The sequence below is a fragment of the Rhodovulum bhavnagarense genome (assembly GCF_004343505.1).
In the GTDB taxonomy this organism is placed as follows: Bacteria; Pseudomonadota; Alphaproteobacteria; order Rhodobacterales; family Rhodobacteraceae; genus Rhodovulum; species Rhodovulum bhavnagarense.
In genome coordinates this window covers 1-19,656 of record NZ_SLXU01000002.1, presented here as the reverse complement: position 1 = coordinate 19,656, position 19,656 = coordinate 1, and the positions used below count along the sequence as shown (strand labels likewise).

The following is a 19,656-nucleotide window of genomic DNA, read 5'->3' as shown; positions in this document are numbered from 1 at the left end:
GGCATACCCTACCCCCGCGGACGGAGAAAGTCAGGCCGGGCTCAGAGGAATTTCTGCATCAGAACGAGGTCAAGCCAACGACCTGCCTTATGACCGACCTCTGGCAGACGCGCGATTTCAACGTAACCCATTGCGGCGTGAAAGGCGATACCATCAGGATTGGCCGAACTCACACCGGCCAGGATCGAATGCGCCCCCCCGGCGCTGGCGTGATCTTCCACCGCGCCCAACAGCATGCGCCCCAGGCCTCTGCCACGGACCGACGGGGCCAGGAGGATCGTATGCTCCATCGTGCGGGCATAACCGACACCGCCACGAAACTGGCTGTAGGTCGCAAAGCCCAGAACCCGATCCGCCTGCGCCACCACGAAAAAGCCCAGACCCTCCGCCTGCCGCCCGGCGATCATCGCGGCCACCTCACAGGGCGTCTTTTCCGTCGCGTTGAAGGTGACCAGCGTATCGCGGATGTAATGACCCCAGATCGCCGCGATAACGTCGGCATCTGTCACGTTGGCCGATCTGACGGTCATTCCAGCACGCGCCGGCCGGCCGGAGTATCGATCAGCGCCCGGATCGCAATCTCGTTGCCCGGATGCACCGCCACCAGCGGATCGTCCAACAGCCCCGTCAACGCGCGCCGCAAGTCGTCGGCGCGGGGGTGGTAAAGCTCCAACCCCGCCAGCCGGCACCCGGTCTCGGGCAGCATCGGCGCGGGGTGCAAACTGCCCTGCCATGCGATCAGCGCCGGGAAAAGACCATCAAAGGGCAGCCTGCCATCGGCAGGTACGGCCATCTGCCAGCGCAGATCCCCCCGCGCAAGCGATACCGGCCTGCCGGCGCCTCTTGGCGCCCGGGCCAGCGCGCCCTGCAGATCGTCGCAGCGCGCCACCCAGTTCGTCAACCGCGGGAGCCCCGCGAAATTGTCCAGATCGAACCAGCGGGGATGACCAGGCGGGGGCGCGTCCGGGTCTATGGCGATGACCTCGAGATACAAGCCGGGCGCCAGCGCCATAAGGCGGTTATGCGTTCCCATCGCGGCATGGCGCCCTCCGGCGGCCAGCCTGACGCCCAGCCGCTCCTCGATCGCCGCAACGCCTGCCTCTAGCGTTACGGCCGACACCGCAAGGTGATCCAGTCTCAGCATCTTTTCCCCGGCCCGACCAATGGCTATGGCGCGCAGGAAAACCGCAAAGCCGGGGATTTGCAATGCCCCGAAACGACAAGGGCGGCCCCTGCGGGCCGCCCCCATGTCATGCAAACGTCCACATGGATGTCAGGCGCGCTCGGCGTATTCCATCGTTTCGGTATTGACCACGATATCCTCGTCGGGGCCGACGAAAGGCGGCACCATCACCCGAACCCCGTTGTCAAGCAATGCGGGCTTGAAGCTGTTGGCGGCGGTCTGCCCCTTCACCACGGGCTCTGTTTCGACAATCTTGCAGACCACCTTTTGCGGCAGGGTCGCGTTCAGAGCCTCGGATTCGTAATATTCGACGACGACGGTCATGCCGTCTTGCAGGAACGGACGCCGCTCGCCCAGGATGTCTGCGGGCAGTTCAATCTGTTCATAGGTCTCCATGTCCATGAACACGAGCTTCCCATCGGTTTCATAGAGAAACTGCTGATCCTTCTGCTCCAGCCGCACACGCTCTACCTTGTCGGCACTGCGGAAGCGCTCGTTGAGCTTGGAACCGTTGCGCAGGTTACGCATTTCCACCTGGGCAAACGCACCGCCCTTGCCCGGCTTCACATGGTCTACTTTCACGGCGGCCCAAAGCCCGCCATTATGCTCCAGCACATTGCCGGGCCGGATTTCGTTTCCGTTGATCTTGGGCATGGTAAAACCCTTGACAATAGGTTGATCGGGACGTTGCGGTCCCTATATATCGTTGGTCGAGGGCTGGCAAGGCAACCAGATAGGGTGGTGTCGCGCAGCGAGGTATGCAAAAAATGCATATGTGGTATTCCAAATGGGAAATACCGAATCGCAATAAAACCGTCATATTCGCCCGCACGCCCAAAACGCAAGAGCAAGAATAAAAGGACGACGAGATGGCCGATTTCGTTGATGGCACCGCTTTCAACCACGAACAAGGTAACCGCGCGCGCAAGTTGTTTGCCGCCGTGGTTCTCGCGGCGCTGGACGACGCCATTGCCGATGACAAGAAATACGGTAATGGTCCCGAACAGATTGCCCGCTGGGCCCGCTCGCGCGATGGCCGCGAGGTGCTGTCCTGTGCCGGCATCGACCCGAACGAACGCGTGGTGCAGGGGCTGATGGAATTCGTCGCCCGCGGCGTGCGGACCTCGGTGGCGTTGTCACGCGAGGAAAGCGAGCGTCGGCAGTTGCAGGATCGCGCCGAAGCCGCCTGATCCACGAGATATCTTGCCAGAGCAAGGCGCGCCTGACAGGGCGCGCTTTTGTTTTTCGTCGCCTGCCGTTTGCGGGCGTGGCTACTCGAAATCCCGTACCGACAGCGCGCGGTTGATTTCTCGGCGAACCAGTTTGCGAACGTTTCGGGTGATGCGTTCCCCCAACGCCCCCTGAAGCTCTTGGCGCACGATATCGCTGACCAGGTCGCGCAGCATTTCCTCGTCAAGGATGGCTGTGTCGTCCTCCATGTCGTCAAAGATCGACTGGGTCTCTGCACAGTCCTCGGCAGGGGCGCCCTCGTCATCCCGGCCGGGCATCGCCGTGCCATCCGACATCGCGCCCCCCAACGTCCAGCGATAGGGCTGTTCATCCTCCGCCTCGCTGCCGTCAGGTTCCCAATCCTCGTCGCAAAAGGAAACCGCGGCCTCAAGCTCTGCAATGCGGTCCTCAAGAGAGAAGACCGGCACATCCTCCGCCATATCCACGGCGGCGGTGGCGTCCCCATCGAGACCGAGCGGCGCGGCCTCATGGCCGGGCGGCATCGTTTCGGGTGCCGGAGTTTCCGCCGCCTGCGCCAATTCCAGCCGCAACGGAGACTCGCCCCCGACCGCGGCCGCGTCCTGCACGCGGTCGTCTGGTCGCGGGCCTGTGTCAACGGGATCGGGGCGCGCCTCGGCGCCCGGATCAACCCGCAAGGCAGGCGTCAGAACCAACCGGTTCGCCGAACCTGCAAGAGGCCTGGACAGGGCCTCTGCCTCTTCGGTGACAAGCCGTCGGATCGACGAAAGGACATCCTCTATGTCGCGGGGTTTTGCAGTCTCGGACATTCACACTCCCCACATCCCCCATGGCACAAACAGTAGCACTGTGGCCGAAGTCACACAACACCTGGCCCCTTATTGCTGACCAATGCTTTCCAGAACCTTGTCAAGCTTGCGCCCCTGCACACTTTTCGCGGGCGCGTTGCGAACGGCATTGTAATAGACCAGCGGATCATAAGTCGGAATGCCCAGCCCCAGATGCTCGACCGTTAAAAGGCCCATCGAGGACAGAACCGCGTAAATCGCGACATACTGGTTGGCCTCTGCGGTCACCCGGCTAGTGCGGGCATCAAGCAGTTCCTGTTCGGCATCCAGCACGTCAAGCGTCGTGCGCGCACCAAGCCGCGCCTCTTCGCGGGTGCCTTCATAGGCCAATTGCGCTGCACGGATCTGACGGTTGATGGCGTTGATCTGGGCGCGGGCGACGGCAAGGCTTGACCATGAATTGCCGACCTGCTCTTCGATCAGCCGCACGGTCTGCAACAGGCCCGCCCGGGCGCTTTCCGAATTCGCGCGCGCCTGGCGCTCGGCGGCATAAAGCCCCCCACCGCGATACAGCGTCTGGTTCAGCGACAGGCCAACCGAACTGGACTTCACACCGTTATCCTGTGCCGACAGGCCCGCACTGGCCGATAGCGTGGGGCCCCGCGCGGACCTGGCGCGGGCGACGTTCAACTCTGCCGCGGTCACGTTATGCTGGGCCTGGATAATGTTGGGGTGGGTCTGGACCGCGACGCTTTTTGCCTCGTCCACGCTTTCGGGCAGAGCGGGCAGACCAGGAATGCCGCTGATTGCCTTGGGATAGTGCCCGATGGCGACCTTGTATGCCTCGCGGGCCACAGCAAGATCGCCCTGCGCGGCAACCAGGTTGGATCGCGACGCAGCCAAGCGCGATTCCGCGAGCGACACATCGGTACGCGTCACCTCGCCCACCTCGAAACGATCCTGTGCAGCGCGCAACTGTTCGGTGATCAGACGCACGTTGTTCTCAGCCAACGACACGTTCTGCAGCGCGGCAAAGACATCCATGTAAGCCTGCACCGCCGAGAGCAGAACATTCTGCTCGACCCCGATCAGCGCTGCGCGGGTGGCCATGACGGCCTCTTTCGCGGCATCGACGGCCAAGCGGTTGTTGCCCCCGTCGTAAAGGGTCAGGCTGGCCGTCAGGTCGGCCGAAGCGCTGCTGGAATGGGTGGTGCCCGCCGAGGAAATCGGGGCGTTCGCATCTGTCTGGCTGGCATTGATCGCGAACTGGATGATCGGACGCAGCGCGGCCACCGACTGCGCGACATCCTCATCTGCAGCACGCAAAAGCGCCCGGTTCTGCTCCAGCAAATAAGAATTCTTGTATGCCGCGATCAACGCATCGGTCAGCGTTTCCGCGCGTGCCATCGTGCCACCGGCCAGCATCACCGCCACGGCGGCGGCGCCGGAAAGCCTTTTTACGAACCTGCTCATGTCTTCTCGCCTCGACTGCGCCGCTGGCCTGTCTGCGGCGTCATGGGTTTTTGCTTGTTTCAGAACTCGAATTCAGGGATGCGGGCAAAGCCTGGCAAGACAGGGGCCCCAGCGTTGAAAAGAAAGCGCCAGCTTAACGCGCCCCCGACCTTGTGGCCGAGCCGCGCAGCCCCCAACGCGCCCTCGGATGACAGCGCGACGATGCGCCCGCCCTCCTTGAGTTGGTCGCATATGGCATCGGGCAGGATGTCGATGGCCCCCTCGACCACGATCGCGTCATAGGGCCCGTGGCGCGGCGCACCCTCGGCCAATGCGGCATGTTCCACCGCGACATTGTCCACGCCCTGTTCGGACAGCGTGGCCAATGCCTCGCGCGCCATGGCGCCGTCCTCCTCGACGGCGACGACCGCATCGGCCATGCGCGCCATGACGGCGGCCGAATAGCCCAGCCCGCACCCCAGGTCGAGCACGAGGTCACCCGGCCCGAGATCGAGCGCCTCAAGCATCTTTGAGAATGTCCGCGGATCGAGGATCGTGCGGTCCTTGGCCAGCGCGAGATTCTCGCCGATATAGGCCGCCTCGCGCAGGGCGGCGGGCACGTAGACCTCTCGCGGGACGGCAAGCATCGCCTCGATGATCGGCAATCGGGTAACATCGGAAGGGCGAACCTGGGTGTCGACCATCAACAGGCGTCGCGCGTCGAAATCGGGCATTTAGCTGAACTCTCCGGTTCGAGACGGATACCAGAGTGATGCCACAGAAGCACCCCCTCGGCAACCGCCACGGGATCTGCGACCCACCGCTATGGCAGAATTGGAACATCTCAGCCCTTGCGGCCCCCCGCCCCTTGGGCTATGACGCAGACCGGCTTCGGCGAGTTGGCGGAGTGGTTACGCAGCGGATTGCAAATCCGTGTACACCGGTTCGATTCCGGTACTCGCCTCCAATACTTTCAGACACTTAGCGTCACCTGCCCCGCTTGGGGTATCAAACAGGGTATCACGTTCGCGTTCTGCTCTTGTTCTGTTCACTTGCGCTTCTCCCGCGCTTGGCGGGCGCGCATGACCTGTCTTGCTTCGCCCGCATACTTCTCAATCATCGCTTTTGTGGCGTGTCCGCTATAGGCGGCGATTTCATCGTCTGTGCAGCCCTGCCACGCCAATTCCTGCACTCCCCGATACCGAAGCGCGTGAAGATCATAGGCTTCCAGCCCAAGGCGACGGCGTTCCCTCAACATGACTTGCGACATGTACCGATAGCCCATCGGGTTGCCGTCCAGCTTGCTCAGGATCGGCTTCCCGGCAATGGGGATGACGCCCAAAGCCGCCTTGGCGGTGTCCAGTGCGGATTTCAGTTCTGCCGTGCATGGAAGCACCAGCGGCTTGTCCGTCTTGTTCTGCCGAAGGGTCAGGGAATCGCCGTCATAGTCGCCCCACCGAAACCCTACCCAATCACCGGGGCGCTGGACGCTTCCCACACCAATCTCGAAAATCAGGCGTGGCAGATCACTTGCTTCTGCGCGGAATTTGTCCACTGCCCAATCGGGCCACGGCAAATGCTCTTTCTTGCGGTGCTGCGGGGTCTTCAGTGCCCGAACACCCTTTGCCGGGTTGTTGGCAATCCATCCCAAATCAATGGCGTGTTCACACAGAATCACCAACATCTGCGGGATGTAGTTTGCGAACCGCGTTCGATGGGAATTTGCTTTCTGTGCCGCGATCACATCCGAGCGGGTGAGCGATTTCACATCGCGGGGGCCAATCTTTTCGCGCAGGTATAGCATGACCTTGTCATAGTCTTGGCGCGTTCGGGGTTTCAGGCCCAGCCACCGGTCAGAAGTCCGGTAGTCCTCAATCAGCGCATTCCAAGACGTTTTGGCCTGCATCCGTTTGCCGGTCAGGATTTCCCAATATTCCCGGTCAAAGTCTTCCGTGCCCTCCTGCGCGTGGATGCGATACAAGCGGCCTTTCAGGCGGACATAAATCCGCCCGGCGGGATGACGCCAAAGGTACTTCTTCTTCACCATTGCACATCCCCCATACCCTCCACCGCGTCACCCTTCGCAATGCGGCGCAAATCATCGACAGGCCAGCGCACAAGGCCCGGAGCAATTTCCCGGCCTTTCGGCAGGTGTCCTGCGTCGACCAGCGCCCGAAACTCTGTCACGCCCACGTCAAGAAGCCGCGCGGCGGTGCGCTCATTGGCCAGTATGGGGGTAACCGCCGTCATTTCTTCCGAAGGGCTGCGCGGGCGATTTCAAGGCTTACCGGGTGATACAATCTGCGATCCCCGTTGCTCAAAATACAGCGCCGCCACCCACTCAATGGATTGATCGGCTTCCCCATAAGTCGGTGCCATTCTTCCATTGGCTCACCGACCAGACGGGCCAGAATTCTTTCATCCGTTGGCAATGTGCCAAGCGGGTTTTGATGCTGCGCGATACAGAACAAATCGAAGGCAATTGCGCGAACATCCTTGTCAGCCAGCAGCCTGAATTCCGAAGAAAGCCACCATTCGCAGCGCCAGACCATGGCCCGATTGACCGCTGGACGGGTGTCCACCGGAATCGGGTATTCCATGTCTTCGCTGCGAATAGCCTGCATCGTCACATCCGCCTTACGCAGCCGTTCCATTCAGGCGGACGCGAACCGTGGTCGCGGCATCATCTGCGGCTTCGGTCGCCGCGCCAATCAGCTTGTTGCCGGTTGCGGTCGTGGTCACATTGGCGGTGTCAGCCTTCCAGTAGACCTTCGCCCCTGCGGCGATGGCACCTGCGGTTTTCGGCAGTTCGAACACCCCCACCACAGCGGCTTCAAAGGGGTCACCGGCGGGCGCGGCGCTTGCGGCCACCCCGAACAGAGCATTCATGACAACGCCCTGCCCGGAGGCAACCGGGTCGGGGCTGGTGAAGGTGAGCGTGTCACCGGTTTGGACAAAATTGCGCATCAGGTCAGTCCTTTCGTGGTCTGCGGATAGATGGTGCGCGGGCGCGGCCCGCGTGTGAGTTTCGAGATTTCCGCCTCAATCGCTGCAAGCGCCGAAGCCATTTGCATGTCCGATTTGTAGGTGACGGTTTCGCCGTCGATCATGACGGTCATGATCCCCTTGAAGCGCGCGCGCCGGAGTCTATCCCGGCACGCGGTGAGTTCTTCCAGCGTCATCACGCGGCCGGAATTTGTTGGGCGGGACGCCAGTCCAGCCACCCCGCACCGAAGTCGAGGAATGCCCGGAATTTCATCCCAAGCGTGTCCCACGCCTCCGTCCGCTGGATCTGGACGCCCTGCGCGGCGGACAGGTAGGCATATTGCATCGCCGCCAGTCGGGCCGGGTCCGCGAAGACGTACCAGAAGTCATCCGGCAGGCGGGGTTCCACCAGAAGCGACAGCTTGCCGCCGAAGGGGTTCACGTCATCGGCCTTGTTCGGCTGGATGGACGCCAGAACCTTTTCGGCTTCGGTTTCCAGCGCCGCCGATACCAGAAGGTATCGCGGTGCCACCGCGATGATGGTTTTCCCGTCCATCCCCTTGCGGGTCCGCATCGTTTTGCGGGTCTCGGTCAGGGCGGTCACCGAAGGGGCACCGGCGGTGCCGACATTGCCCCGGCTGGCGTCGAAGACAGGGGTTCCGTCCGACATTGCCGGGTTGCCGGTCAGCAGCTTCACCAGTTCATCCGCCTCGGTCTGCGCGGCGGCTTCGCCAAGGGCGGCGGTCATGTCGCCCAACATCCCAAGGTCATCGTTGATAAGCAGTTCGCGGGTGACGGTCAGGCCACGGGCGAAGGTTTTCAGGCGCATGGACTCGCCGTTTTCTGCGCGGCTGGTGGCCTTGATTTCCCCGTCTTCGGACAGCGGTTCCAGCCGCCCCATGTCGCCCAAGCGGATGGCGTTGCTTTCCTTGAAGTTCGGAAGCGTCCGCTGGCGGCAGAGCGTCTTCAGGGGGCTTTCCGCTGCCTTGTAGGTATCCAGCGCCACCTTGTTCGCGGCGTTCGACACCACCAGCGGGAAGTCGCTGGACGTGTGCGCCGCCCGCGTGAACACTTCATCGGCGGACATACCGCGTGTCGAAACACCTTCGCGGGCGAGGCTTTCAACCGCCATGTCGCGCAGGCTCATGTTCACATATTGCCGCGCATCGTCGGGCAGTTCGCCACCGGCCATGCGGTAGGCCACCGCGTCCGTCTGGCGGCGCGTGATGACCGCCGGGTCATCATTGGCCGGGGCATGGCTGCGGATGATCGGCGCGCTACGCTGGCGGTTTTGCTGCGCATCGAAGATTTCGGCCTTGGCGCGGGTCAGGTCCGCACCGGCGTCAATCAGGTCATCGGCAATCTGCGGCTCAAGGCCAGCAGACCGGACCAGCGACCGAATTTCGGTGCGGCGGGTCTTTTCGGCGTCATCCGCCGGGGTGGTTTCAATCACATCATCAGCCATACCGGCCTCCTTTTTGTGTCGCAGGGTTGCCGCCGGATCGGCGGGGTTCGAAGTCAGGGTGACTTCCGTCAGTGCCCATTCTGCGGGGCGTCGGGTGCGGGTTCCCCCGCTTTGGTTTTCGGTCCAGCGCTTGACGCGGTATCCGATGGACACGCCGCTAATAGTGCCGTCCGCAATCCTTTGCAGGACCGGGGTCACGTCATCGGCGGCGCTCAATTTCAGCTTGGCAATCAGCTTGTCGCCTTCCACCCGCACCGCTTCCACGGTGCCCATGGTGTCGCGGATGCTGGCGGTGCGGTGACTGTCCAAAACGCGAAGGCTCGCGGCATTGGTCAGGTCCAGCGTTGTGAAGTCCAACACCTCGGCAAAGGTGCCCCGCGCATCGCGCTTCATTAAGGGTGCGGTGGTGGCAATAACCGCCTCCACGGTGCGGGCTTCGGGGTCGAAGCTGGCCGGGGCCATGGTGGCGTCAAGCGGCATCGGTGCCCTCCTTCGGATTCGTGGGTTGCGTTGTCGGGGTGGCGAAGGTCAGGCCCAATTCGGCTTCGCGGGCGCGATCCGCTTGGATTTCTTCGTCAATATCGTCCGCGTTCCACCCCAGTTCATTGATGGCGTTGGTGCGGCTGGTCAAACCAAGGGCCAGCGCCTTTTCGGTCGCTTCCAAGTCCTTAGCCGGGTCCACCTGTTGCGGGCGCGGCATGATCCAGTCGCACGGGGTGTCGGCGGGGGCGTCGATGCGGCCCGCAAGGATTTCCAGCGCCAGCCAGCGCCGCCAGACAGGGCGCAAGACTTGGGGAACAAGGGTGTTGTGCTGCACTTGGTCGATGCGCGCCCGGAAGGGAATCAATCCCGCCCGGAGGCTGGAATAGTTCGCGTTGGTCAGGTCACCCGAAAGCAGGAATTCCGGCACCCCAAGCGCAGCGGCAAGTTCCTGCAACGTCATGCGCAGCAAGGCGGGTGCGTCTTTGATCTGGTCCGGGGCGCTGAATTTCACGTCAGTTCCCAAGGGCAAACGGACAAGGCCACCCGGCTCCCAAGTTGGTTCCGCGAATAGTTCTTCGTCGCCGCCAATGTCTGACGTGTCAGTAATGAAGCCCGCCTGCATTGCGGACATTTTCGCACCGACAAGCGTGGCGTCTTTCCACTGGTTCAACTCGTTCGCCGTCACAACCGCCGGTGCGACCCAAGACAGGCCGCGCACCTGCCCCGGCGCGATCGGATGAAAGACGTGCAGAACATGCGCCGCCTCCACCCGGACGGCGGGGGAATGGTCAGCGAAGACAGAATGGGGCCGTTCGGGGAATATCCAGTAGGCCACCCGCCGCCCGCTGGCGTCGAATTCCACCCCTTGTACAATCTGGCGACCATCGCGCAGGATTTCGGTCTTTGCCGGGTCCAGATGATCCGGCGGGATGACTTGGATTTGCAGCCCGTCCGCCGTGTTGTGCATCACGGCCAGACCTTCGCCATACACCACCATGTCGCGGGCGATCTGGGCCAAAAGCCCACCAAAGTCGGTTCGCCCCGCGTGGTCTGCGGTCTCGCAAAAGCGATCAAACGCATAGTGTAGCTGGCGGCGCAGTTCCCGTTCGACACCACGCACATTCGGGCGCTGCCCGGTGCCCACAAGGGCGGTGACAAGGTTTGCAACCGCGTTGGCGATGTAAGGATTGTTGACGGCTTGGTATGCCGCCCGACTGCCGACAAGCGACAGGCCCGCAGATACTTCGGAATTGATCGGGCCGAAGGTGCCCAATCCACCGCCGCGCCGCCCGCCGGTTGCGGCGTCTAGGCTGCGGCGATGATTGCCGCCCGTGCCACCCTGCGCCATGTGGGACGCGGCAGGGAAGTGGAAGGCACGGGCGGCGGTTCCGATGATGCGCGACAAGGAGACACCTTTAAGACTGCGCATCACCGGATTCCTTTATGTTCCAAGAAAATATAGGCAGCGGGGGCGCGCTTGGTGGACCACGCCCCCGCCTTACCGATGGTCATGGCACCCAAGCCGACCATCGGATCACGATTCCAACCAGAATTCGTCAATACGGGCTTCAATTTCCGTAAGGTCGAAAATCAGTGAATAGTCGAATTCAGGGTTTCCAAGGTGCGAAGCCAAGTCACGTTCCCGAACCGCATTCGCAATGAAATGCGGATCAGTCACGATTTGAATGCCTTCGCCCTTCTTGGTGCCCGGCCCGCCCCTCGGGGTGGGCGGGATGATTTCACCAGCCCGCGACGAAGAAATGACCAGAAAAGACTTCTCACCCGTGAACAAGAACAGGTGCTTCATCGCTTGCGCAATTTGCTTCGAGGCGGCTTCGACAGAAACACCTGAATTGGAAAGATATCCGAGCATCGCAATGCGCGCCGCGTCCGCTTTGGTGCATTCCCGCGCGGCTCCGGGTTTGGTCTCATTGTCAAACACCAGAAGGCCCCGGTGCCCCCACTGTTCTACCCGCCCTTTGGGCAGGTCCAGTTCTTTACAGATTGCAGACAAGCGCATCGCGTCCCCCTAAACCTTTTATTTCGTATAAAAGGTTTCCACCTCTTATGTCAACTACGTGGTTTTGGCGTCGGTGAGATTGACCAGCCGCATGGCATCGGCCTTGATCCGGTCAACTGCGTCATCGTCCAGCGCCCCCGGCGTGGCGAGAACCACCAGAACCTTGACCGCAAGGTCGCGGGGGCCGGTGACAGGCGCGGCGATCATCGCCTCTTGAAGCGTGTCAGCGCGGTCATAGAGTGGCCCAAGTATCCGGTTTTCATCGACTTTTGTCAGCTTATCCGCCGGATGTAGGATCAGCGTTTCTTCAATATCGTTCAGCGCGGACAGCCATTCCACATAGGTTTTTTCAAGCGTGGTCTGCCCTTCGCCGCCGGGTGCGGCTTGCGTAGCAACCGAAGCAATAGTTAACGGGCTTGCGGTCAGAGCGGCCAAGGTGGCGCGGCGGGTGATAGTCATGGGAAACTCCGTTGTCTAATTTCAAGTCATGTGATAGCTTTCCTATCATGCCACCTAGGTTAGATCAATATGCTATCACCTGATAAAATAAATATCACCGCAGAACAGCTAAGGGCCGGACGGGCATTGGTTCGATGGTCCGCGCAAGATTTGGCGGACAGGGCAGGTGTCGGGGTGGCAACGGTCAGGCGTTGCGAAGCAGAGACAGGCTTCGTCAGCGCGACCCAAGCGAACAAGAGTGCGATGCGGTCTGCACTTGAAGCCGCCGGTGTGGTCTTCATCGAAGAGAACGGCGGCGGCGCTGGCGTACGCCTTTCACGGCCCAATAGCCCCAATGATTGAAGCCCTGTTCTGGATAACATGCGCCGCCGGTGCATTCTTCGGCTTCGCCATTCTTTGGGGCGTGGTGGAGATGATGATCGGCACCGGCACCAGCCGCCAGAAGCGCGACCCTACCTTAAACGCCTTCCAGCAGCCTTTGCGCCGGGATGACTATCCCGAAAGGAATTTCGACCGATAGACATTCTTCGGCTTGGGCCGGTCCTGAATGCCCCCGGCGCGCAACTGCGATTCCCGTTCTTCGAAGTTGACGTGAACCACTTGCCGCGCGGCGATGGCATAGACCACACAATCCAGCGCCTCGGCCCGCCGTCCCGGCACCCGCTCAAACCGGCGCTGCGGCTGGCCCCGCACATACCGCGTTACTGCCCTTTCACTGGCAAGCTGTTCATACCAGACCGGCGGCAGATCACCGGAAAATCGGATAGACCCAGCCCGCGACAGCCGCGCCATGATGGCGGTTTTGATCCCGTCCACCCCGACCAGCCAAAGGCGTGCGCCCCTCGTATTGCGCCCCCGTGACGGCTCGATGAAGGGCCGGGTTCCTGAAACCCCCTTGATAGCCATGATGCGGCGGCGCTGGCGAGGGGCACAGAAGGCTTTGACGGCTTCCATGGTCGCACCGTCGCCCGCGTCGATTGCGGCGGCTTCCACGCCCAGAGAACCGCCAAGCGGATGCTTCCACTTAGTCTTTAACAGGTCATCCAGTTCGGCCCACGTCTCGTGGTGGTCCCATTGTCCCCAGATGACCCTATGCCCGAGGATGAAGGCGGTTTCGTCCTTGGCGTAGCCGATAAGGGTGCATTCAAGCCGGTCATGTTGGGTGTCGATCCCGGCGGCGATGGTCAGAACGTCTTCGGGCAAGTCGTCCAGCCCGAAGGGTTCATTGCGGCCCGCCAGTTCGCTATCGTCCAGTTCATCCCCCGCGCCGGTCCAGCCTTGCCCAAGGATGGTGTTGACGAAGGTCTGCAACGTGGTCGGGTCTTTCTTCGCAGAAAGGAATTCGCGGACCAGCTGCGGCCAAGATGCGTTGGCGTGAAGCGATACCAGGGCGTTCAACTGGAATCCCGCATGGCCCTGCACCTCGGGCCGGGTCGCGCGCCATTGCCCCTGTGCCACCATCTTCGGCTTGTGGCGTTCCGCTATCTCGGCGGCGCAATGGGGGCACTGCCAGCGGGCGGTTTCCGGCTTGCCTTCATCCCATCGGATGGCATCCCACAGGATTTCGGCAAATGCCCCGCATTCCGGGCAAGGCACTTCATAAATCCGGGCGTCCGAATCCGCGAAGGCGCGCAACACGTTGCTGGTTTCCTCGTGAACCGGGGTGCTGCCCATGACAATCTTGCGGTCAGGGAAGGACAGCGTTCGCTTTTCGGCAAGCTGGATCGGTGAACCTTCGGACGTGGGGTCCATGGCGTCCACTTCGTCCATGAACAGAACCCGGACGTTGTGGCTTCGCAGGTTGCGGGGTGCTTTCGCCGCGACCAGCGTCAGCGAACCGCCCGGAAAGCGCCGCGCCAGAAGGGTGTTCCGTTCGTCCCGGTCGCGGTCATAGGTCAGTGCCTTTGCGACCATTGGCGAAGCGGCGAAAATCGGTTCCACGTCCGAAACCATGTAGCGGCGGCAATCGGCTTCGGCGGGAAGGACACAGAGAATTGCCGCCGGTTCGTTGGCGACAAAGGACGCCACCGCCGATGTCAAAAGCGTTGTGAAGCCCACCCGTACCGGCTTGACCAGCGTCACCCGTTCAATGGCCGGATCACCGATGGCGTCCGCGATTTCCCGCTGGAAGGGCCAAAGCTGGACCGGCCCCGGCTGCGCACTGACGCCTTCGGGCAGAACCACTTCGGATTCGATCCACTCGGACAGCCGAAGACGCGGCGGCGGGATTAGGGCGCGCAGGGCGTTGGAAAGAACCTGTTCAATTTCCATTGCCAACCTCCGTCAGCGTGGCGCGCAAGGCCCGGTCCATCGCGTCTATGGCCTGCGGATCAATGTCGGGAAGTTCGGACCGCAGGCGGGACGGCACGGCCATGATACGGGCGCGAAGCTGGCGAAGTGCTTCCGCCCAAGTGCGTTCGACTTCGGAAGCTTCCACCAGTTCGCCGCGCAGCTTCGCGTTCTTGATGGCCTGCGCGTCCGCCTGTTCCTTGGCAAGCCGCGCCCGTTCGCTGGTGAGGTTCGCCGCCTGATCCCCCGTGCCCCAGCCTGCGGCCATGCCGCGAAGGTGCTGGACATAGGCGCGGGTTGTGGCGGTCAGGTCGTAAGTGTCGTGTGACAGGTGAACCGCAATCCCGCGTTTCTTCAGGTCGGTTAGGGCTGCGGGTGAGATGTCGAAAAGCGCGCAAAGGTCCTTGCCACCAACGGTGTGCAGCGGCTCTTCGCCAAACGACAATTCCGACAAAATCTTCATGATTTTCACCCCTTAGCAATTTTTGCAGCGGCTGAACCCTCGGGCTGTTTCGCACCCGCTAGAGGTTTTCTTGGGAGGGACCCTTCCAGCAGAACAGGGCACACAAAAGCGCGACGACTTGCGGCGCAGGGTCTTTGAAAAGGGTTCGCCAGAAGGTTCGCGTTGTTGCGATGGCCTGCGCCCCGGTGAAGATCACGTGCGCCACGGCGGTGATGTCCGAATGAACGGGATGCAGACGTTTTTTCAGGAAAAATGCCCAGAAAAAAGCCGCCTTTTTTTTGTGGGGGTTCTTTTCGGCGGGCGTCACTGCGCAGCATAGCGAAGCCCTTCCGGTTCTATCATGGCAGAGAAATAGGCCCGTGCTTCGTCGGCCTGCTCCATGTCGGTCGGCGGTCGCCGCCATGGCAGGGCGAAGAATTCGCTGCCCTTCTTCGAACCTTGCCGCTTGATTGGGAATTCCGACAGTGCCGGGAAGCCTTCTGCCTTGAGCCAGCGCCCCCACTCGCCAAGCGCGGCGTGGTCGGTAGCAGGCACCACGGCTGGACCTGTCCAAGCGTTGCCGGTGAATTGATGATGGCGGAAGCGGTCGGGGTTCGCGCCTTCTTTGTTCAGAGTTTGTTTATCCTTATTATAGGAAAGTGCATCGGTGCCCCCTTTTCCGTGCACGGGTGCCCCCTTTTCTTTTGTTAAAGGTGCATCGGTGCCCCCTTTTGCCCGGTGCATGTCTGCCCCCTTTTTCGTGCTGGAAATGGCGATAACCTTGCCCGGTGACAGCAGGGTGTACTCGGTCTTGTTGCCTCGCCCGCGCCCTTCGGTACGCGCCAGCCACCCGCCGTCTGTCAGGTCGCGGATGGCGCGTTTCACCGTGTCCACGGTCTGGCATGTGGCGTCCGCCAGCGTCTTCACTCCGGGGTCAAGCCGTCCGGTTTCATCGTTGCAGAATTCGATTGCCAAGGCCGATGCGACCACCTTTGCGCGGGGCAAAAGGTCTGATCTGTTCACAGCTTTCAGCCATTCGAAGCGGTTAAGTGTCTGGCCCGTCATAGCGCCGCCAGACTGCCCAAGGGACGAATTGGCCGGGTATCAGGTTCGCTATTGGTTTGCGCTTTGTCCTGATACCTTTTAGCGGCTAAGGAGTTGTTTTGGCGTGGAAAGAAGCGGGATTGCAAATCCGTGAAGACCGGTTCGATTCCGGTACCCGCCTCCAAATAAACCCCTGAAATCAAAAGAAAAACCACCCGCCGCAGACCAGCTGTGTACGCTCTCACAAATCATACACAGATTGATTTTGAGTTCGCAGGCGCTATAGTCTGTGTACCAACCGTGGGGCACAGGTGCAGTGGGCGCAGACGTCGAAACCATCGTCATCAACGAACGAGTGCGACTGGACAAGCGCAAGGACAGTCCGCGCTGGCAGGCTCGTGTGAAGCTCGCGTCTGGCGAATGGCATCGCTTCTCAACCAAGACCAGCGATCTGGACGAAGCCAAAGACGTGGCGCTGAAGTTCTACTATGCCGCTGACGAGCGCCTGAAAAACAATCTGCCCCAGAACACCCGCAAGTTTAGGCAGGTCGCCGAATATGCTTGCGAACGCATGCGCAACGAGATGGCAGCTGGCGGCGGCAAGGTCGTGTTCAACGACTACATCACGGCCATTAACCGCTACCTGATCCCGTTCTTTGGCAAATGGGAAGTAGTCAACATCGATGTGGCCGCTTTGCAAAAGTTCGATACTTGGCGCACCGAGCAGATGGGGCGCAAAGCCTCACACAGCACCATCAATACGCACAATTCCGCGCTGAACAGGGTCCTGGACGAAGCAGAACTGCGCGGTTGGATCACCAGCTCAATCCGCCCTACCCTGCTCAACAAAGGCGTGAAACCCAAGAGCCGTGGAACGTTTTCGCCTGAGGAATACAAGAAGATCTACACTGACCTGCGCACTTATCACGAAAAGACTTATCATCCCATTGCCCGTGAAACTCGTGAAGTGTTGCGCAACTACGTGCTTTTCTTGGCCAACACAGGCGTGCGTCATGGCACTGAAGCGCTCAACCTGAAATGGCGCAACATCGGCTGGTTCACCAAAGAAGGGGAGCGTTACATGGCGGTCTACCCATCAGGCAAGACTGGCGTACGCGAGGCCGTTGTCAGAGACCGCACGGTTCGATTTCTGGATCGCCAGCGTGAGATGAACTCAGCCTTGGCCGACATGACCTTGGAAGAAGTCATCGACGCCAAGATCGACGACTACGTGTTCAAGGTGCGCAGCGGCACAAAAGTCGATTACTACAACTTGGTCCGCCATTTCCGCCGCTACCTGACAGAAAACAACATGGAACGCGGTCCAGATGGCAAGCAACGCACCCTGTACAGCTTCCGCCACTTCTATGCCACGCAGGGCTTGGTTCGCGGAATGACATCTGACCTGCTCAGCAGCCAGATGGGCAACAGCCCAGAAGTCATCAGCCGCTTCTATTCGAAACTGTCGCCGCGCATGAACGCTGAGCTGCTGTCGGGTCGCGCATTCGTTCAGAACACCTCGGACGACGCACCTGCAAAGCCGCCAGAAGTAGCAGAAGCAGTCATTGTCGCCCCAGTGCCTGTGTCGGAGCTTCCCACAGCCGCAGCCAAGGCCTTTGAGCTGTTCGACGCTGGCAAGATTGGTGAAGCAGCTCTGCTCGCCGCTCTGGGCGTGTCGCGCACAGGGTACGTGGCAACGGAGGCCATAACGGTCAGGGCGCTGGCGTCCATTGAGGCAGGCAGGCTCAGCGAGGATGGATTGATCAAGGTCTTGGGAAACTGACTTGGAATGTCCGAGCGTCAACGATACTTTCAGGCAAGTAAACAACAACTGCAGGACAAGCGGTGCGTATAGGAAATTTTTTGGAAACTAGCCTCAGCGTCCAGCATTTTTGGCCTATGGTCTCAGCAGCCTCGGCTGCCCTGACCGTATTGGCGGTTTTTCTACTTCCCGTTATCAATACCTATATTCGCAAGAAAAGCGTTCTCCAAATAATTCAAAATGAATTATCTGAAACAGCACGTCAAATGGAGGGCATTTGTCGGGCTTGGGAAGCGCGGAAAAATATAACTGACGGCTCAACTGGATACAATGAGGTCATGGTCATGGAGGCCATCGCCAAGAGGATTTCCTGTGAATGCTGGGATAGATTTAGGTTTGAACTTGACCCTGACGCCTATCAATGTCTCAAGCCGTTTTTCATCGCAGCGAAAGACACAATCGATCCAAGAGCAAGCCTAGCAAGCAACGATCCAGAGAAAATTGATCCATTTACTCTAGCGCAAATGCGGGCCACTTACGCCACTGATTTTTTGGCACAATTGAAAAAGACTGCTCCAAAGTGTAAATATTTACGCCTTCCAAGATAATTCACAATAATTCTACCGCCGCTGCCATCTGATCCGAGTTGACGTCGATGTAGCGTTGCGTGACCTGAATGCTGCTGTGTCCTGCCAGCGCCGCCAACACACGCACCCCCACGCCCTTGTTGGCCAAGCGCGTGATGTAAGTGCGCCTACCTGAATGGCTTGATGCGTCCTTGAGCCCCACAGCACGGTAGATGTCCTGAAACAGCTGGCACATGGTGGTTGGGCTGAAATGCCCGCCCTTCTGGCTGGCAAACAAAGGAGCCTGCGCATCGGATATGTTGATGGTCAGTGCGTAGTCGGCCAGTGCACGGCGCAGTCGCTGATTGACGTACACAGTGCGCGTGCGACCGCCCTTGCTCTGGATCGCTCTAAGCACGAATTGCTCGCGCACATTGCCCGCCGCGTCCATGACATCGCCCACGCACAGCGACGCGATCTCCTTGGCCCTGAGCCCTGCATAAAAGCTGACCAACACAATGGTTTCGTCACGCATGGCATGGCGGCGACTGCGGCAGTATTGCAGCACACGACGCAGCTGGGCTTCGTTGAGTGTTTGCGCCTGCTTCATGGGCGACCTCCGTGCAACGCAGTCCAGCGCACATGCCGACCGCAGCTCTGTTTGGCATTGGTCAGCGCATGTGGTCTGCCCCCAGGGGGTGCGCAACGAGCCGAGCTGTCGATATCCACCGCCACGAAGCTGCCACGTGGCCCGCGCACTGCGCGATTGCCTGTCCAGTAGGTGCAGGTGGCGCAAATCCGATACTGAGCTGATGTCGTCGTTGTCGTCATGCTAAAACCTAATGTTTTCATGTACTTGACGATAAACTATTAGGTCTGGACCAGTCGATCCGAAAAGGCTTCATCAGATCATCAATGATTTCAATGACATCGGCAAAAACCTAAGGAAATACGACTTACCTTAGGTTTTGGCCTCTGTCGTGCTGGCCATGATGATGCTGCCACCTGAGTGCTGCGCCATGAGTGTCATCAAGCCAGAGCCCTGCCAGCCGCATCATGTGTTTCAACTGTTTGCTGGATTATGAGCTGGCCTTCGGCACAGCTGCCTTTCGCCTGTTGCTCTGTCGCTGCCGCTCAGTCGCAACCGGCTTCAAGTCTAAGGTCTTCGACAGGATATTTCAGCGTCAACTGATTTGAATAATCTGCGAGTGGTCAATTGGGGAGCTCATCCAGATTGTGAAGTCATACCAAGGCTATCCGCAGCCTTGATATGACGAACATCTCATCCGAGTTGCTTCCCGCCTGTCATAAGCGCAACCTTTTGCAAGGAAGCCGGGGTTACCCTGTCGGCTTTACACGCCACCTTTTCGGCAACGCACCCAATGCGCCCAAAGCTATGACTGACCTTGGACACGAGCTATGCGTGAAACTGGGTGACGGGGTTTGAGAGGGTGGCGTATCGTGGCGGGTGCTGAAGCCTGCCAGAACTTCCAAGAGGAACGATACGCC

Annotated in this window: 24 protein-coding genes and 1 tRNA gene; 5 read left to right on the top strand and 20 right to left on the bottom strand. The window is 60.4% G+C overall.

The genetic code is table 11. From position 1 onward, the window contains the following. Positions 1-41: 41 nt before the first annotated feature. The 3 genes from EV663_RS03720 to efp all read right to left on the bottom strand — a co-directional run bounded on the left by EV663_RS03720 (position 42) and on the right by efp (position 1,837). Positions 42-530, bottom strand: a complete 489-nt coding sequence (locus tag EV663_RS03720) for a GNAT family N-acetyltransferase (RefSeq protein WP_132950448.1) — start codon at positions 528-530, stop codon at positions 42-44. Continuing rightward, positions 527-1,144: a VOC family protein gene (locus EV663_RS03715; protein ID WP_132950447.1), complete on the bottom strand. Its 618-nt coding sequence runs from the start codon at positions 1,142-1,144 to the stop codon at positions 527-529. Before EV663_RS03715 ends, EV663_RS03720 begins: the two co-directional genes overlap by 4 nt. A gap of 129 nt (positions 1,145-1,273) precedes the next feature. Further along, positions 1,274-1,837 (bottom strand): elongation factor P, encoded by a 564-nt coding sequence (gene efp, locus EV663_RS03710; RefSeq protein WP_132950446.1) that lies wholly within the window; start codon positions 1,835-1,837, stop codon positions 1,274-1,276. Positions 1,838-2,052: 215 nt separating this feature from the next. Between efp and EV663_RS03705 the strand changes: the two genes are divergently transcribed. After that, a complete protein-coding gene (locus EV663_RS03705) occupies positions 2,053-2,373 on the top strand; it encodes a DUF6280 family protein (protein WP_132950445.1) in 321 nt (106 codons plus the stop codon). A gap of 81 nt (positions 2,374-2,454) precedes the next feature. Here EV663_RS03705 and EV663_RS03700 read toward each other — a convergent pair whose 3' ends face one another. The 3 genes from EV663_RS03700 to EV663_RS03690 all read right to left on the bottom strand — a co-directional run bounded on the left by EV663_RS03700 (position 2,455) and on the right by EV663_RS03690 (position 5,366). Further along, on the bottom strand, positions 2,455-3,201 hold the full coding sequence (locus tag EV663_RS03700) for a hypothetical protein (RefSeq protein ID WP_132950444.1): 747 nt from the start codon (positions 3,199-3,201) through the stop codon (positions 2,455-2,457). A 69-nt stretch (positions 3,202-3,270) separates the two neighbouring features. Continuing rightward, positions 3,271-4,653, bottom strand: coding sequence for a TolC family outer membrane protein (locus EV663_RS03695; protein WP_132950443.1), 1,383 nt, complete (start codon positions 4,651-4,653; stop codon positions 3,271-3,273). 59 nt (positions 4,654-4,712) lie between these two features. Beyond that, entirely contained in the window at positions 4,713-5,366 is a 654-nt protein-coding gene (locus tag EV663_RS03690) for a protein-L-isoaspartate O-methyltransferase family protein (RefSeq protein ID WP_132950442.1), read from the bottom strand. 159 nt (positions 5,367-5,525) lie between these two features. Here EV663_RS03690 and EV663_RS03685 point away from each other — a divergent pair. Beyond that, positions 5,526-5,599 (top strand) — tRNA-Cys (locus tag EV663_RS03685). A gap of 81 nt (positions 5,600-5,680) precedes the next feature. On the opposite strand, the gene EV663_RS03680 is transcribed toward EV663_RS03685, so the two are convergent. The 9 genes from EV663_RS03680 to EV663_RS03640 all read right to left on the bottom strand — a co-directional run bounded on the left by EV663_RS03680 (position 5,681) and on the right by EV663_RS03640 (position 12,044). Beyond that, entirely contained in the window at positions 5,681-6,679 is a 999-nt protein-coding gene (locus EV663_RS03680) for a site-specific integrase (protein WP_132950441.1), read from the bottom strand. Beyond that, on the bottom strand, positions 6,673-6,882 hold the full coding sequence (locus EV663_RS03675; RefSeq protein ID WP_132950440.1) for a helix-turn-helix transcriptional regulator: 210 nt from the start codon (positions 6,880-6,882) through the stop codon (positions 6,673-6,675). The genes EV663_RS03680 and EV663_RS03675 overlap by 7 nt, the downstream gene beginning before the upstream one ends. After that, positions 6,879-7,286, bottom strand: a complete 408-nt coding sequence (locus EV663_RS03670; RefSeq protein WP_132950439.1) for a hypothetical protein — start codon at positions 7,284-7,286, stop codon at positions 6,879-6,881. Before EV663_RS03670 ends, EV663_RS03675 begins: the two co-directional genes overlap by 4 nt. Further along, on the bottom strand, positions 7,270-7,599 hold the full coding sequence (locus EV663_RS03665; RefSeq protein WP_132950438.1) for a DUF2190 family protein: 330 nt from the start codon (positions 7,597-7,599) through the stop codon (positions 7,270-7,272). The genes EV663_RS03670 and EV663_RS03665 overlap by 17 nt, the downstream gene beginning before the upstream one ends. Then, entirely contained in the window at positions 7,599-7,814 is a 216-nt protein-coding gene (locus EV663_RS03660) for a phage head-tail joining protein (RefSeq protein ID WP_132950437.1), read from the bottom strand. Before EV663_RS03660 ends, EV663_RS03665 begins: the two co-directional genes overlap by 1 nt. Further along, positions 7,814-9,562, bottom strand: a complete 1,749-nt coding sequence (locus EV663_RS03655) for a prohead protease/major capsid protein fusion protein (RefSeq protein ID WP_132950436.1) — start codon at positions 9,560-9,562, stop codon at positions 7,814-7,816. Before EV663_RS03655 ends, EV663_RS03660 begins: the two co-directional genes overlap by 1 nt. Then, positions 9,552-10,994 (bottom strand): phage portal protein, encoded by a 1,443-nt coding sequence (locus EV663_RS03650; protein ID WP_207904396.1) that lies wholly within the window; start codon positions 10,992-10,994, stop codon positions 9,552-9,554. Before EV663_RS03650 ends, EV663_RS03655 begins: the two co-directional genes overlap by 11 nt. 105 nt (positions 10,995-11,099) lie before the next feature. Beyond that, on the bottom strand, positions 11,100-11,585 hold the full coding sequence (locus tag EV663_RS03645) for a MerR family transcriptional regulator (protein ID WP_132950435.1): 486 nt from the start codon (positions 11,583-11,585) through the stop codon (positions 11,100-11,102). A gap of 54 nt (positions 11,586-11,639) precedes the next feature. Continuing rightward, positions 11,640-12,044 carry a hypothetical protein gene (locus EV663_RS03640; RefSeq protein WP_132950434.1) on the bottom strand — a complete coding sequence of 135 codons (405 nt, stop codon included), beginning with the start codon at positions 12,042-12,044 and terminating at the stop codon, positions 11,640-11,642. Between the two features lie 334 nt (positions 12,045-12,378). Here EV663_RS03640 and EV663_RS03630 point away from each other — a divergent pair, with 334 nt between their 5' ends. Then, on the top strand, positions 12,379-12,564 hold the full coding sequence (locus EV663_RS03630) for a hypothetical protein (RefSeq protein WP_132950432.1): 186 nt from the start codon (positions 12,379-12,381) through the stop codon (positions 12,562-12,564). Here the strand turns inward: EV663_RS03630 and EV663_RS03625 are convergent. The 4 genes from EV663_RS03625 to EV663_RS03610 are packed head-to-tail and all read right to left on the bottom strand — an operon-like array spanning position 12,537 to position 15,840. Continuing rightward, the gene (locus EV663_RS03625) at positions 12,537-14,315 is read right to left on the bottom strand and encodes a phage terminase large subunit family protein (RefSeq protein ID WP_132950431.1); all 1,779 of its coding nucleotides are present in this window, start codon (positions 14,313-14,315) and stop codon (positions 12,537-12,539) included. The genes EV663_RS03630 and EV663_RS03625 overlap by 28 nt on opposite strands. Further along, entirely contained in the window at positions 14,305-14,796 is a 492-nt protein-coding gene (locus tag EV663_RS03620; RefSeq protein ID WP_132950430.1) for a DNA packaging protein, read from the bottom strand. Before EV663_RS03620 ends, EV663_RS03625 begins: the two co-directional genes overlap by 11 nt. Positions 14,797-14,854: 58 nt before the next feature. Then, positions 14,855-15,103, bottom strand: coding sequence for a hypothetical protein (locus EV663_RS03615; RefSeq protein ID WP_132950429.1), 249 nt, complete (start codon positions 15,101-15,103; stop codon positions 14,855-14,857). Continuing rightward, the gene (locus EV663_RS03610; protein WP_132950428.1) at positions 15,100-15,840 is read right to left on the bottom strand and encodes a helix-turn-helix domain-containing protein; all 741 of its coding nucleotides are present in this window, start codon (positions 15,838-15,840) and stop codon (positions 15,100-15,102) included. Before EV663_RS03610 ends, EV663_RS03615 begins: the two co-directional genes overlap by 4 nt. A 295-nt stretch (positions 15,841-16,135) precedes the next feature. On the opposite strand from EV663_RS03610, the gene EV663_RS03605 reads away from it, so the two are divergent. Together EV663_RS03605 and EV663_RS03600 are read left to right on the top strand one after the other, a co-directional pair. Continuing rightward, a complete protein-coding gene (locus tag EV663_RS03605; RefSeq protein ID WP_132950427.1) occupies positions 16,136-17,602 on the top strand; it encodes a tyrosine-type recombinase/integrase in 1,467 nt (488 codons plus the stop codon). An 80-nt stretch (positions 17,603-17,682) separates the two neighbouring features. Beyond that, on the top strand, positions 17,683-18,189 hold the full coding sequence (locus EV663_RS03600; protein ID WP_132950426.1) for a hypothetical protein: 507 nt from the start codon (positions 17,683-17,685) through the stop codon (positions 18,187-18,189). A gap of 1 nt (position 18,190) precedes the next feature. Here the strand turns inward: EV663_RS03600 and EV663_RS03595 are convergent, their stop codons facing one another. Further along, on the bottom strand, positions 18,191-18,757 hold the full coding sequence (locus EV663_RS03595; RefSeq protein WP_132950425.1) for a tyrosine-type recombinase/integrase: 567 nt from the start codon (positions 18,755-18,757) through the stop codon (positions 18,191-18,193). Positions 18,758-19,656: the final 899 nt, after the last annotated feature.

What these genes read in the sequence shown, in the direction of transcription:
- EV663_RS03720 (WP_132950448.1), bottom strand. Translation starts at nt 530, where the DNA reads ATGACCGTCAGATCGGCCAACGTGACAGATGCCGACGTTATCGCGGCG.
- EV663_RS03715 (WP_132950447.1), bottom strand. Translation starts at nt 1,144, where the DNA reads ATGCTGAGACTGGATCACCTTGCGGTGTCGGCCGTAACGCTAGAGGCA.
- efp (WP_132950446.1), bottom strand. Translation starts at nt 1,837, where the DNA reads ATGCCCAAGATCAACGGAAACGAAATCCGGCCCGGCAATGTGCTGGAG.
- EV663_RS03705 (WP_132950445.1), top strand. Translation starts at nt 2,053, where the DNA reads ATGGCCGATTTCGTTGATGGCACCGCTTTCAACCACGAACAAGGTAAC.
- EV663_RS03700 (WP_132950444.1), bottom strand. Translation starts at nt 3,201, where the DNA reads ATGTCCGAGACTGCAAAACCCCGCGACATAGAGGATGTCCTTTCGTCG.
- EV663_RS03695 (WP_132950443.1), bottom strand. Translation starts at nt 4,653, where the DNA reads ATGAGCAGGTTCGTAAAAAGGCTTTCCGGCGCCGCCGCCGTGGCGGTG.
- EV663_RS03690 (WP_132950442.1), bottom strand. Translation starts at nt 5,366, where the DNA reads ATGCCCGATTTCGACGCGCGACGCCTGTTGATGGTCGACACCCAGGTT.
- EV663_RS03680 (WP_132950441.1), bottom strand. Translation starts at nt 6,679, where the DNA reads ATGGTGAAGAAGAAGTACCTTTGGCGTCATCCCGCCGGGCGGATTTAT.
- EV663_RS03675 (WP_132950440.1), bottom strand. Translation starts at nt 6,882, where the DNA reads ATGACGGCGGTTACCCCCATACTGGCCAATGAGCGCACCGCCGCGCGG.
- EV663_RS03670 (WP_132950439.1), bottom strand. Translation starts at nt 7,286, where the DNA reads ATGGAACGGCTGCGTAAGGCGGATGTGACGATGCAGGCTATTCGCAGC.
- EV663_RS03665 (WP_132950438.1), bottom strand. Translation starts at nt 7,599, where the DNA reads ATGCGCAATTTTGTCCAAACCGGTGACACGCTCACCTTCACCAGCCCC.
- EV663_RS03660 (WP_132950437.1), bottom strand. Translation starts at nt 7,814, where the DNA reads ATGACGCTGGAAGAACTCACCGCGTGCCGGGATAGACTCCGGCGCGCG.
- EV663_RS03655 (WP_132950436.1), bottom strand. Translation starts at nt 9,562, where the DNA reads ATGCCGCTTGACGCCACCATGGCCCCGGCCAGCTTCGACCCCGAAGCC.
- EV663_RS03650 (WP_207904396.1), bottom strand. Translation starts at nt 10,994, where the DNA reads ATGCGCAGTCTTAAAGGTGTCTCCTTGTCGCGCATCATCGGAACCGCC.
- EV663_RS03645 (WP_132950435.1), bottom strand. Translation starts at nt 11,585, where the DNA reads ATGCGCTTGTCTGCAATCTGTAAAGAACTGGACCTGCCCAAAGGGCGG.
- EV663_RS03640 (WP_132950434.1), bottom strand. Translation starts at nt 12,044, where the DNA reads ATGACTATCACCCGCCGCGCCACCTTGGCCGCTCTGACCGCAAGCCCG.
- EV663_RS03630 (WP_132950432.1), top strand. Translation starts at nt 12,379, where the DNA reads ATGATTGAAGCCCTGTTCTGGATAACATGCGCCGCCGGTGCATTCTTC.
- EV663_RS03625 (WP_132950431.1), bottom strand. Translation starts at nt 14,315, where the DNA reads ATGGAAATTGAACAGGTTCTTTCCAACGCCCTGCGCGCCCTAATCCCG.
- EV663_RS03620 (WP_132950430.1), bottom strand. Translation starts at nt 14,796, where the DNA reads ATGAAGATTTTGTCGGAATTGTCGTTTGGCGAAGAGCCGCTGCACACC.
- EV663_RS03610 (WP_132950428.1), bottom strand. Translation starts at nt 15,840, where the DNA reads ATGACGGGCCAGACACTTAACCGCTTCGAATGGCTGAAAGCTGTGAAC.
- EV663_RS03595 (WP_132950425.1), bottom strand. Translation starts at nt 18,757, where the DNA reads ATGAAGCAGGCGCAAACACTCAACGAAGCCCAGCTGCGTCGTGTGCTG.